The following is a 12,394-nucleotide window of genomic DNA, read 5'->3' as shown; positions in this document are numbered from 1 at the left end:
GTTGCTAAAGTTGAGTATGAATTAACATTTGTCACGCTCGATCCAAAGACAGACTAGGAAGCGCTTTTAATTACTTGTTGAATGTTTGTATTTTTGTCTAAGTTGCTGCCGCTGTTTATTTATCCTTTGGGGTTGAGTTGCTTGTTAATGATGGCGGCTTTAATCGCGCTTTGGAAGCGTCCCAAATGGGCAGCACCGCTAATGGCTGGGGCACTAATTATTTTACTGCTCGGAAGTAGCGGTTGGGTGTCAAAATCCTTAGTTCGATCGCTCGAATGGCAAAACATACCAACCGCCGAACTCCCCCAAGCATCCGCAATAATCGTCTTGGGCGGCGGTGTCAAAGCAGCTTTACCTCCCCGCCCTTGGGTAGAATTGGGGGAAGCGGGCGATCGAATTATCTACGCTTCCCGACTTTACCGTCAAGGCAAAGCTCCCCTGTTAGTGCTCAGCGGCGGTAGAGTAGACTGGAAAGGCGGGGGTTTTCCAGAATCGGCAGACATGGCAGAAATTGCCCAAACAATGGGCGTACCGGCATCAGCAATTCTGCAAGATCCCGATTCGCACAATACTTATCAAAATGCCGTCAACGTGCGGCAAATCTTAGATAATAAAGGCATAAAAGGGTCGGTTTTGCTAGTGACATCGGCGATGCACATGACTCGATCGCTCTTAATTTTTCAGCGTCTGGGAATAAAAGTAATTGCGGCACCAACAGACTTTCAGATAACGCAGCAGAATATCGCAGAATCTCAAAATAGCTGGCAAGCAGTCGCACTGGATTTATTGCCAGATACCTATTATCTAAATCAGTCTAATAAAGCTTTGAAAGAATACATCGGCTTAATTGTTTATCGCCTGCGCGGATGGCTTTAACAGAATTTTATATCGGAAATTTTTGATTTTAGATTGAATAATTTAAAGTAATGCAATTGATCATTTAATTGACAGGAAAACCACCGATTGAGGCAGATGCAACACAGATGCAACACAGATGCAACGCAGATAATTTTAAGATTGTTTGGGACTATTAGATGAGTTTGAATAATTGGTATAAAATCTAAAATCTCACAATTCTCTGATTTATTGTGTTAGCTTAAAGTCATTACAGCCAATATTTGCCACAGTCGCCCCCAAACAATCATGTTGCCCCACGAGTTGCAAAACGTTGTCCCAGAATCGACCCCAGCAGCCGAAATTTTCCAACAGAAGCAAATTGTTCGCGAGTTTTACGCCGAAATTAAGTACCGCGAAGAACTCGAACGTCACTGTCAGTGGTACTACGCTACAGCCAAGCAGCATCAGCAGGAATTCCAGAAAATGCAGGGAGATTTTAACATTTTCGGTTGGTTCTGTCGCCGACGATCGCAAAATTAAGAATTAAACAAAAAAGAGAATTTGTAGGAAGGACTTTAGTCCTGCCGATCCACTAAAAGCCAGAGAAACAACAGAAGTCTTCACTACAAATTCTCTTATGGTTATATCATCGGATTGGATATTAGTTGCCAACAGCAATGCAGCTTTAGAAAATCTCCAAACCCTTATCTCATCAGTCATTCCAAATCTAAAATTTAAAATCTAAAATGGTATGAGATTGCCTTTGGGCTCCGGCGCTGTTTTTGAGAGTGCTAGACTTCCGAAGATATCAATTCGACTTCATCTTCTTTGAAGTGAGCTCGAAATTTTTTGTCAAACTGAACTAAAACAGGCCAATTGGCACTGACTGGTCTGCCGTGCCATTCGTGAACGATCGCCACGACTTCTCCTTCCATACCCTTAATCTCAAATGGTTGACTGCGATTTTGAGGGTGGTGGTAGACAACAACAGAGTTTTTAACGCAAACGCGATCGCCAACTTTCATAGATTTAAAATTAGTGTTCTCTCTACAAAACTCTACAAACCGTGCAAGTGCAGAACACCTGTACGGTTTGGGTACAGTCTTTTTATCTTCCCACACAACTAGAGCGAAAACTTAAATAAAGTTAGCGGTTGTCTGTGGGTACTTCGATCGCCAGTCGCGAACCGAGGACGGCTTCAGTGCCGATCGACTCTGGATTGAAGCCCTGTCGCCCGATCGGCATTTAATACCATTGTTGGCGGGGATCGTTGCCAATTCTTCAATCTGCAATGCCCCAATCTCAAATCTAAAATGGTATTAATTGGTTCAGCCAACACTCAACATCAACGGCCAGAGTTTGACCCAACTCCAGCAACTGCCGGATCGAAGACAGCTCCCAGCCGCCGTCAGAACGGGCGATACCCAAGGCAACGACATCCACCTTGTTTTCCTCCTGTGCCGCAGCTTGCCGTTGCAGGCAGCCCAAACACAGAGGCACTATTTGACTGTAGAGAGAATCGAAATACAGTTCTTGCGATTTGTCCAAACACAAACCCAAACTCAGCCGATCGCCCACAGCAATCAAACGCTCGATCGTGCCGATCTCAGATTCTAACTCAACAGGGGAGCGTTCCCGATCGCCCGTTGCAGCTTGCAGCAGCGCGTCAAGAGTGCGCCAAATCAGCTTTTCCAAAATGTCCTTAACTTCGGGAACCTTCAACCGACAGCGGAGGTGGCCGGCTTCAGTGGCGAGATCCTCAATTTCCGCCAACAGCGACTCCGCATCCTCGGTTTCCAGTTCCAAAGCCTTGGCCGCCGTCAAACAGCGGTGTCCCAAAGCCACCTCAGCAGCCACCTGCAACTCTACCGGCACCGGCAACTCGTCGCGGTGGAAAGCCATCATCACTCCGTAATTTTCCCGGTAAACCTGAGTGTAAAGCTGATCCAAGCGAGTCAAATTTTCCTGACTCAGCAACTGCACGATCCGGTGGCGTTCCTCAGCGAACAAATCCCGCAAGCTAAACCACTGATCCCCAAACAACCGCACCATTTCCAGAATCGCGTGGGCCGCCGAAGCTTCTTGCAAAACTTCAAACAACCGGTCTTTCAGCATCGTGTAAGACCGGCGGCTGCCAAAAGGCTGAATGCAGCAGTGGAAGTCCCAGCCGCCGAGGTGGAACGCAGCAAATACAAAAACCTCTGTTTCTCGGGTAATTTCCGAGGTTAACTGCAATTGACCCACAGCCAGAGTCATCGAGCCCATGCGCTGAATTTGAAAATCTTGCTGTTGGGCCTGATAGCAGTAAACTCGCTGTTGGCGGGGATATTTGGCAAACAGAGAACTAATGGCGTAGTGGGCTGCTACTTGTCTGAGGCTAACTTGGGCAGTTGTTACCTGTTGGCGGTAAACTTCGGCCCCTGTTTTGAAACAGTCAACGTTGCTAGGAATCAGGGCCAGCCGATCGATAAAATCCTTTTCTAGCTGTACGCCCGTAACTTCCCCCGCCAATTCCAGCGCCCGGGCCGCGTAGCGCAAAATTTGCACGCCTTCGGGACGAGAGATTTCCTCAAAAAACCAGCCGCAGCTAGTAAACATTAACAAAGTGTGGCGCTGCATTTCCAGCAACCGCAGCGCGTCCACCTGTTCGGCTGCATCAAGTTCGCGAACTTGATGGCGTTGGAGGAAACTATCAACATTCGCGGGCGATCGATCGCGAATCACATCAATATATTCATCTCTGGCCTTCCACGGATCGCGAAACAGCTTGCGCCCCGCTTCTTCATAAATCGGAATCAATCGATCGCGCAGCCAATTTAGAGTATCCCGCAAAGGCTTGCGCCACAGGAGATGCCACCCGCCACCGCCACCGCAGCCACAATCATCTTGCCAGCGATCGACCCCGTGAGAGCAACTCCAAGCCGTCACCGGTTTGAGTTCCACTTCCCAAGTGCTCGGATTTTGACTTAAGTAATGAGCAAAATTCGTCACTGTCCAGCCGCGCTGGGGAAACTCTTCTGTGAAGGCGTAGGCGAGGCATTTTTCGGTACTGTTTTTGTGATGGCCGAAAGTTTCGCCGTCTGTCGCCACGGAGATTAATTGGGCCGGTCGGTGATCTCCCCGCACTGCTTGGCCCAAGCGCCCCGCCAAGTGGTGGCTGCTGCTGAGAACGTCATTGAAGCCCATGTCCCGCGATATCGGGCCGTCGTAGAAAAAGATATCGATGTAGGGACTGTTGGGCGGTGGGGCTGCCGAAGGCTGGCCGTCTCTGCGGCCCAAGGAGTGAGAGCTCAGTGGCGAAAGTTGGAGGTCAGCCATCAACCGTATTTCCGGCTTTAAATAGCAGCGGTAGGGGCGAGTCGGATCGATTTGACCGCCGCCTACTTCGTGCCATTCGCCATCAGTTTCTGCCTCTGCTGCTTGGTTTTGCCCGATTAGCGGGCGGCAGCGTTCGGCTTGGGAGGGGGCTAAGACAATGAAGCGGATGCCTTGGGCCACTAAAACTTCGAGGGTGGCGTAGTCTACGGCGGTTTCGGCGAGCCACATTCCTTCGGGATCGCGATCGAATCTGGATCGAAAATCTGCGATTCCCCAGCGAATTTGGGTATATTTGTCTCGCTCGTTCGCCAGCGGCATGATGATGTGATTGTATACTTGGGCGATCGCGTTACCGTGACCGGACAGGCGCTGACAGCTTTTGCGATCTGCTTCCAGAATCCGCTGGTAAACTTCCGAATCGTAGCGTTCCAGCCAACTCATCAACGTCGGGCCGATGTTGAAGCTGAGATATTCGTAGTTGTTGACGATCCCGGCGACTTCTCCTCGGTCGTTGAGTATGCGCGCAAAGGCGTTCGGGCGGTAGCACTCGCGATCGATGCGTTCGTTCCAGTCGTGGGAGGGTTCGGCGCTGGCTTGGCGTTCGATCGCATCCAGGTAAGGGTTTTCTCGGGGCGGTTGGTAAAAGTGACCGTGAACCGTCACGCACACTCCTGTTGCTGTCGCCGTGCTGCTTTGGGTTGGGGCCGTTACCCCTGGCGCAGACACTGGGATCGCGTCGGACTGAGTTGTAGAAATCGAAACCATGCCATCGAATCCTCAAGTAGTTAATGACAATAAAATCAGCCTCATTAGTAACTGAAGCCTTACGCAGCAGGCGTTTGGGCTAGGCATCAGTTGCGGCTGAGTTTGGGCAGACAATTATTTGATACATTTGTAGTATTGCGAGCAAAGCATTCGTTCCAAGATGCAGAGCGTCGATCCCTGGGTTTTTCTGTCTGTGCTTTGCTGTTGAAAGAGTTAAAAAAGGTGATTTTTCCAGCTTTTTGGCACTTTCCACTCATTTCGGGTTTGTGCTTGCAGGGGCTGCTTGTTGAGATTTTGATTTACATTGCTGGATTTTAAAGTCTTATTCATTAAATAGCAAGTTTTCCCCGGAAAAATTTTATCTTTGGCGATCGAGCTAGGGATGGCAATTGTGCGGGTAAATTTAATCTAATGGCGAAACTCTTCACCAGGGAACGCTTTGGCTGGGGGATGTGCTGCACCGGATTGCTGTACTGTGTCTGTAGCAAAATGGTTGATTGAGTTTATTGGTGAAATGTTCCTGTGCACCCGCCACCAGTAACTTATCGAAGTCAACAGATAGCCTTGATGCGATCGCATCGCGTGCATTGAAATTTTCAAATCTCGCCTCGACTTGATGCAGACTTCTGAAATACCCTGGATGCAAAACCCTTCATATTCTACCAGATCGGCTTCTGCCCCGGCAGAATAACAATCCCTAGCTTCCGTAGTGAATCATTTCTACTGGAATCTTGACTACCGAGTTCGCTGGAAATGAAAATAATCGGCCCCCAATTCTTAATCAGCATTAATCGCAAATACTTTCGAGAAAGTCGCACTCCGCTGATGACGTTGACTTGCAGAAAATTTATCCATTCATCATCATCAATCCCCTCAAATGCTTTCGATCCATAAACTACCCGATTGTTGACCAAAATGTCTACCTCTGGAAGTCGTGATCTGACCACCCAACGTATCGTCATTGAACGCCTCAATCAGAAACTGAAAATTTTTAGGATTCTTTAAGAACGTTACCGAAATCGCAGAGGTAGATTAAGTTGATATTTCAACCTAATTGCAGGCATCTATAACTATGAATTTAAGATTTCAGGATGACTATTACAACCCACATTCCGCACCCAACTGGCACCTACACGGAGTGAGGGGGTAGAAGTGAATAATTCGAGATAATAATGAGTAAAAATACGCCAAATCTGTGCAACTATCGTATCACCTATTGAGGAATCTCTAAAAATTGAGGTAAGGGCATAAATTAATTTTTTTTAACATAAAATATCAATAACTTAATTATTAATAACTATTAATTGCCAGCCAATATTTTCAGAGACGTAATGATTATACATCACCGCTCAATCAACAATTAATTCAACTAAATCAAGCCTTGTGAATCAGGTGATTTACCTCATTTCACAACAAGAAATAATAAGGCCGACAGGTGACAGGAAACAAATTTAATATGGCTAACCGTTCGGCTGTCAAATTAGAAACTTGCTGAATTCCTTGAATACAAACGGCATGAATCGATTGAAAACTTTGGAATATCCAGCGTAGGGTAGGTCGATTGGTTCCTTTACCCAACTGATTTTTTACGGTTTTATTAGTGAGTTGCAAGTGGGAGCATCCCGGTTTTGTAAATATCCGAATAAGTGTAAAATAGTTAAAATCAATAAAAGCCTCAAAAAAAATCGAGAAAAAGAGCCATGACCCCTGAAGAACTAGAGCGGTTGGAATCCTGTGCGGCCGAAATTGCTAAAATTTGGTATAACAATACACCCCCGGTGTGAACTGACCAGTCTGGAAAATATTGAAAAACATCTCAGGCAACAATGGCTTGAAACAGTGGGCTCACAAATTGGTTTTTTTTTATCAAAGAAGCAACAGGAACAGAACAAGGACGACCGCGCACAGTAAAAAGCTGTATTGGTGAACTAAGAATTACTGAAAAACAGGCCGAAAAATTAGAGTTCAAGAAATCTACTCGATTATCTCCATTATTTGAAAAATGCTGTCTCCGTCAAATAGCTAATCTTTCCTACTTCAAGGCAGCCCAAGAAATGGAAGTTCAGACAGGAGTAAAGATAGGACACACTTGTTTACACCGATTGGTAGAAAAACAAGAATGGTCAGAACCTCATGCCAAAATAGAGGTGAAATAAACAAGCATAGATGGAGGGAAAGTCCGTCTCAGAGGGAAGTTGGGCGAAGGCTCTCATTGGCAAGATTATAAAGCAGTGCGGTTACATGAAAGTTATTATGGGGCTTCTTATCAAGAGAATGAAGAGTTAATTAATTATATAAACCATCAGCCCTTAGCCGATATATTAACTTGTTTGGGTGATGGACATGATGGGATATGGAATATTATGAGCCAGTTAAATCCTGGTAAAACCCGACGTGAAATTTGAGACTGGTATCATTTAATGAAAAATTTATATAAAGTGGGAGGGTCATTAAAATCTTTAGCCAAAGCCAAGAAATTTTTGTGGGCCGCCCTCGTCGAACCTACCCTAAATTTATTTAAAAATTGTCGCAGAAAAACCGCTAAAAACTTTTGCAAGTATCTAGAAAAGCATCGCTCTCGAATTGTTAACTATGAGCAATTATCATCAGATAAGATATGTTCCATTGGCTCGGGCGCGGTGGAATCGACTGTCAAACAAATAGATAGAAGGTTGAAAATCTCCGGAGCTCAATGGTTGAAAAAAAATGTCAATCAAATGCTAAAACTTCGTTGTGCTTACCTCAACGACCTCTTGGCTATTTGAGGCTTTTGCAAAACCGGGATTCTGCCGTTGCAAGTTTTGCCTAAGTAACCTTTGACCTAAAGTGTAAACCAACAAACACAAACCAATTACCAAAGTTAAAGCCTCGATTCTTTCCGGCGACTTCAGAAACACGCTATCCGTAAAAAATAGTGGGTCTTTCAGGAACCTAAACCCTCTCTCTGCCGACTGCTGTTCCTTATATTTCACAATCATTTCATCAGGATTTAATTGCTCTGAATCCAGCACATTTGTAGCTAAGATAAATCTGCCACTAGCTTTCGTTATGCGAGCAATCACACTAGCATCTAATTCCAGTTTTGCTTGAACTTTAAATATCAAGCTAGAGCTAGAGTTGTCATGAGAAATGGTCGAATTAATAGCTGATTTTACTGTAGTTTGCCTGCTGGTAATTTGGGTTAAATTATGATAATTGAGTTGTTTTGATAAACGACTTGCTGCTGCGGAGGCATCCGCCGAACAAGCAAATTCAATATTTGATAACTCTCGCAACTTTTTCTGACCCTCAATTTCAGCTTTTTTAAGGTTTTTTTCATTCGTTACGTTGGTCAGCATCACGACGCAAACTGCTCTCTACTACTAACCATCTTTGTGCAATTCCACCATAATTACTTTTGTGTTCTGACCAACGATATCCGGTCACAGAACTATCGTGAAATTCTGATTCATTTAGTTGAGATACCAGTTGCTGTGCTTGTTTCAGGCTCAGTGGTACACGAGTTAACCATCTTAAATTGGTTAACATTTCTAAATTTGGAGCAGTATATAATGCACTATCGGCTACCATTAAACTGTCGAGATTTAACTGTTTCTTAAATTTCTGAAAAATTGAGGCGAAGACAGAATTATCTGATTCATTTCCAGAAGCTGCTCGTAAAAATAGTGGCACATCTCCATCTCCACTACAAATTAGGTCTAAAATGAACTGTTTTAAGTCAGGGCTTGGCCCTTGAGAGTAGCCGTAGGTAATCTGAATTGGTACTGGGGATGTTTGATGATTGATTGAGGAATTATCTAACTGATTGTACTCTTTTTCTGTGCTTTCAAAAGATATTGATGGTAATTCTTGTTCATATTTGCCATGTAGATGAAATGAACTTGAGTCGAGGTGAGATGTGTCGGTATTTATCTCGAATTTTTGAGCAGCCCACAGGGCAATGGTTGTGAATATTTCCGTAATTCCTGCTAAATATAATTTATCTAATACTCTTCCTAAACGGTCATCATTGAGATGTGATGCTTGAATCCCTGCTCCAAGTAAATGTTCTGTTGCTTTCCCTTCAAAAAATTTAGAGAATAAGTAGAGTGGAGCGGAAACCATCCCTAATCCATTGATAATCATGGCTTTGACTACCAGGCCGGGACTGCCTATTTCGCCCGGTTGTTCGCCTACTAATTCATTGATTTTTTGGACAATTCCTATTTCATCAATTAGACCGGCTATCAAGCCCAGATGATCTAGGTTTTCTACTTTCATCTGGGATGCTTTCTGCATGGGCGGCTCGATCCTGATTTGAGCGTCGATCGATCTCGCCAGTTTACACTATTTTTGGTGATGATTTGTTACGCAAGAGCGATCGTAATTAACGCATTCGCGACCGAAATAAGTGAGTATTTTTTACTCAGGCTTGGTCTCGGATGATTCACTTTTACCCCCTCACTCCGTATATGTGCCAGTTGGGGGTGCCGAATGTGGGTTACAAGAAATATATTGTTTTTTACATTTGACAAAAATATAATTTGCTTAGCTTTTTTGTGACCATTTTTATTGATATGAGTAGAGTGAAATTCAGGGCATTGCATAATATTGCTGTTAAATTAGTATTATTTTTGAAAATATGACGACAACTCGGTCGCACCCTAGTTCAGCAATACCACAAACGCGATAATCTCAATGAGATGACTCTTGTTCTGACATCTGAGAAAAAGTCGTCGATGGCTCGATACTTGACAATCGAACGCGATGACTGAAGCTTGCTCATTTTCGGACATTGATGTTAATAAACAGTCGCTCGTATTACGGTCAGTCGACCAGATATGATATAAAATAACTCACAGAAATCCGCCCAGATGGAGAGTTGATTCTCCGCAAGATCACAAAGGGGAGGAGAAATAGCCTGACGTGAAGAACACAGGGCACTGGTTTCCCAACATGGGAGTCCAAGATGGTGATAAGCTGATACGCAGCTATACCGTATAATCTAAATATAAATTAAGGGATCATTAGTTGTAATATAGCCTTTCTCACAAAGATGAGGTACAATAACAGCAGTGTGTAAACCAGTTAAAAATATTTGATGATGTAACTTACTCGAACGCAAACTCAATGGCTCTTCCTAATTCTTGATAATTAGTAGTCTTCCTAGAACGGAGAATAATTTTAAGTTTTGACCAGAAATTTTCTATGGGTGAAAAATCTGGTGAATAAGGTGATAAGTATATTAATTTTGCCCCTTTCTTTTCGATCGCTTTTTTCACTTCTTCTCCCATGTGAATAGAACAATTGTCCATCACTACACAAGCACCTTTCCATAGTTTTGGCACAAGTTTTCTGATAATAAAAGCTTCAAATGTAATTGCATCAGTTCCACCTATTAGATTAACGGATGTTAAGATTTCATGAACTGACCTTGCTCCAATTATTGACAGATTTTTGCCAGGTTTGGTTGGTCTTTGCCCCTTGGCTTTTTCACCTTTTAAAGCTCTAGCATATAACCTAACCATTGCCAAATTAACTCCCGATTCATCAATGAATATTAATTCTTTAAAACTAATATTTTTAATTGTTTCCCAAAACTCACATCGCAGGATTTGAACTCGCTCAGTTCCTTTACCGCTCAGGGAAGAGAGTTTTTTTTTTGAAAGTTATGTCTAAGAGTTTTATCATTCTTCCTATTGTTGCTCTACTCACGGAAAATCCAATTTTCCCATAAAGTTTGGGACGGAGTTCTTCAAGGGTTGCATCATTATTTTCTTCAATCAATTGGGCCCTCGATGAGTAATTGCTCCGCATTAAGTTTGCCTTTGGCTCCACATCGGTCAGTTCAGGGAGCAATGTTTTTTGTTTCACGATACTGTTTAAGCAATTTTTGTACAAAGCTCAGGGCTACCGAAAAACGCTTAGCTATTGCTTTTTGTGAAATGGGTTCAGCATGATAAGTATCAAGGATTTTTTGCCTAAAATCAATCGAATAAGTTTTCATTTTTAACAATGTATGAAGAGGAGTACAAGTTTACTTTTTGTGAGTCAACTTCTTCGTGCTGTCAGAAAAATGTTATTATGTGTGCTATCGCTTTCCGGTGGCTTGTGCGTAACCATGTAATTCTAGTTCAGTCGCTCGTTCGTGTCTTCTCTGTTTGACCCTCATGAGTGTCAGTAACATGATACCTCATCTTTGTGAGAAAGGCTATATATGCCAGCTCAAAACCATCTATCTCAAAATCAAAAACAGAGAATCATTAAAATACTAAAAGAGTCTGATGATAATTACATGAGGGAAAAGGTTTTCATTTTATTGCTAATTAATGACGGAAAAACTTATCGAGAAATTAGTGAATTTATGGAAATTGCTTATACAACAGTGGCTTCTTGGTCAGTTCATGGCGCTCAGGATAATTTGGATAGTTTTTTAGATAAAAGCAGCCCATAAAATTTTCGCAAAGTCACTCCAGAGTATGAACAAATATTGATAGATACAATCGATAAAACTCCCGAAGAATATGGATATGAATTTGGGAGATGGACGGCAGCCAGATTAGCAACATATTTAGAAAAAGTCACAGGAATCAAATTGAGTGGTTCCCAAATATCCCGGATAATACATAAAAAAAATACGTTTACATTTGGGATAAATACAGCTTAGAAAACAAACAAAATACCTTAAAATGGAAGTATTTAAACAGAAATTGTCGGAGTATTTAAGAATAACTAAACAAACGCCAGAGCTTTTACAGGTATGGTTTTGGGATGAGAGTGGATTCAGTTTACGAGTGATAACGAGAAAAACTTGGGGTAAAAAAACTAGTCAAAAAAAAACACAGGTCAAAGGAAAAGAGGCAGAGTAAATATTATGGGTGGGTTGAGATATTATGACAAAAAAAGGTTAAATTTTGTGATAAAAAGAGGAGACTCGAATACATTTTATTAGCAAATTAATGCCTGAAATGATTCGATAGTTCAAGAATGGAGAGAACTGGGTAATCAAACTGAAAAATTTGCCGAATTTGGAATGAAAATTGTAATCATTTTAGACAATGCTAGCTTTCATAAAAAGAAAGATATTTTAAGCCAAATATCAGCCGAAAGGCCTCATATTATTTTAGAATTTTTGCCGCCTTACAGCCCCGATTATAATTTGATTGAAGTGGTATGGCATTCAGCAAAAGAATATATAGCACATCGACTGTTTAAGTCACTAGAAGAATTGTCTGATTTGCTGCATAAATTATTAAATGAAGGAGAAATGGTTATTAAATGGGATCGAAAAATCAAAAATAAAGGCAATGCTATTTTATCCGGTTTAGCTGCGTAGCAGCTTATCTCAAGACTTGTGAGATGATCGGGGAGAAAATCGGCACAGAGGGAGAAGATGGAATTATTCGCGCAGGGATGCCCGTGTTGTGGGAATAGAGATGTCTATCGCCATACAAGCTACATGACAAAAAATCATGGCGAACGAACGATTCAACAT

At 42.7% G+C, this 12,394-nt stretch carries 7 protein-coding genes and 5 pseudogenes; 4 read left to right on the top strand and 8 right to left on the bottom strand.

All coding sequences use genetic code 11. The annotated features are described in order from the left end of the window. Positions 1 to 81 precede the first annotated feature (81 nt). Both AACV78_RS25615 and AACV78_RS25610 read left to right on the top strand, forming a co-directional pair. Entirely contained in the window at positions 82 to 876 is a 795-nt protein-coding gene (locus AACV78_RS25615) for a YdcF family protein (RefSeq protein WP_194010888.1), read from the top strand. A 267-nt stretch (positions 877 to 1,143) separates the two neighbouring features. After that, a complete protein-coding gene (locus AACV78_RS25610) occupies positions 1,144 to 1,377 on the top strand; it encodes a hypothetical protein (RefSeq protein ID WP_194010887.1) in 234 nt (77 codons plus the stop codon). 251 nt (positions 1,378 to 1,628) lie between these two features. Here AACV78_RS25610 and AACV78_RS25605 read toward each other — a convergent pair whose 3' ends face one another. The 4 genes and pseudogenes from AACV78_RS25605 to AACV78_RS25590 all read right to left on the bottom strand — a co-directional run. Then, positions 1,629 to 1,862 (bottom strand): ferredoxin-thioredoxin reductase variable chain, encoded by a 234-nt coding sequence (locus AACV78_RS25605; protein ID WP_194010886.1) that lies wholly within the window; start codon positions 1,860 to 1,862, stop codon positions 1,629 to 1,631. Between the two features lie 283 nt (positions 1,863 to 2,145). Then, positions 2,146 to 4,920 (bottom strand): DUF3536 domain-containing protein, encoded by a 2,775-nt coding sequence (locus AACV78_RS25600; RefSeq protein WP_194010885.1) that lies wholly within the window; start codon positions 4,918 to 4,920, stop codon positions 2,146 to 2,148. Between the two features lie 659 nt (positions 4,921 to 5,579). Then, complete coding sequence (locus AACV78_RS25595; protein WP_339383797.1) at positions 5,580 to 5,867, bottom strand: SDR family NAD(P)-dependent oxidoreductase; 288 nt, start codon at positions 5,865 to 5,867, stop codon at positions 5,580 to 5,582. Positions 5,868 to 6,327: 460 nt separating this feature from the next. Continuing rightward, positions 6,328 to 6,531 (bottom strand): annotated as a pseudogene (locus tag AACV78_RS25590) (IS1634 family transposase); the annotation flags it as partial. Between the two features lie 89 nt (positions 6,532 to 6,620). Between AACV78_RS25590 and AACV78_RS25585 the strand changes: the two are divergent. Then, positions 6,621 to 7,685, top strand: a pseudogene (locus tag AACV78_RS25585) (ISKra4 family transposase). On the opposite strand, the gene AACV78_RS25580 reads toward AACV78_RS25585, so the two are convergent. From AACV78_RS25580 to AACV78_RS25565, 4 genes and pseudogenes are all read right to left on the bottom strand, one after another. Then, on the bottom strand, positions 7,641 to 8,258 hold the full coding sequence (locus AACV78_RS25580; RefSeq protein WP_255513059.1) for an IS1634 family transposase: 618 nt from the start codon (positions 8,256 to 8,258) through the stop codon (positions 7,641 to 7,643). The pseudogene AACV78_RS25585 and the gene AACV78_RS25580 overlap by 45 nt on opposite strands. Beyond that, entirely contained in the window at positions 8,236 to 9,198 is a 963-nt protein-coding gene (locus AACV78_RS25575; protein WP_445329597.1) for an IS1634 family transposase, read from the bottom strand. The genes AACV78_RS25580 and AACV78_RS25575 overlap by 23 nt, the downstream gene beginning before the upstream one ends. A gap of 210 nt (positions 9,199 to 9,408) precedes the next feature. Beyond that, positions 9,409 to 9,506 (bottom strand): annotated as a pseudogene (locus AACV78_RS25570) (IS1 family transposase); the annotation flags it as partial. 504 nt (positions 9,507 to 10,010) lie between these two features. After that, positions 10,011 to 10,906 (bottom strand): annotated as a pseudogene (locus AACV78_RS25565) (IS630 family transposase). Positions 10,907 to 11,116: 210 nt separating this feature from the next. Between AACV78_RS25565 and AACV78_RS25560 the strand changes: the two are divergent. Next, a pseudogene (locus tag AACV78_RS25560) lies at positions 11,117 to 12,235 on the top strand (IS630 family transposase). Positions 12,236 to 12,394: the final 159 nt, after the last annotated feature.

Origin of the sequence: Tychonema sp. LEGE 07196, assembly GCF_963890365.1 — a bacterium.
GTDB lineage: Bacteria > Cyanobacteriota > Cyanobacteriia > Cyanobacteriales > Microcoleaceae > Microcoleus.
This window is presented reverse-complemented; position numbering and strand designations above follow the sequence as displayed.

Excerpts from the sequence above, each read along its gene's own strand:
- AACV78_RS25600 (WP_194010885.1), bottom strand. The coding sequence starts at position 4,920 with ATGGTTTCGATTTCTACAACTCAGTCCGACGCGATCCCAGTGTCTGCG.
- AACV78_RS25610 (WP_194010887.1), top strand. The coding sequence starts at position 1,144 with ATGTTGCCCCACGAGTTGCAAAACGTTGTCCCAGAATCGACCCCAGCA.
- AACV78_RS25615 (WP_194010888.1), top strand. The coding sequence starts at position 82 with ATGTTTGTATTTTTGTCTAAGTTGCTGCCGCTGTTTATTTATCCTTTG.
- AACV78_RS25605 (WP_194010886.1), bottom strand. The coding sequence starts at position 1,862 with ATGAAAGTTGGCGATCGCGTTTGCGTTAAAAACTCTGTTGTTGTCTAC.
- AACV78_RS25580 (WP_255513059.1), bottom strand. The coding sequence starts at position 8,258 with ATGCTGACCAACGTAACGAATGAAAAAAACCTTAAAAAAGCTGAAATT.
- AACV78_RS25575 (WP_445329597.1), bottom strand. The coding sequence starts at position 9,198 with ATGCAGAAAGCATCCCAGATGAAAGTAGAAAACCTAGATCATCTGGGC.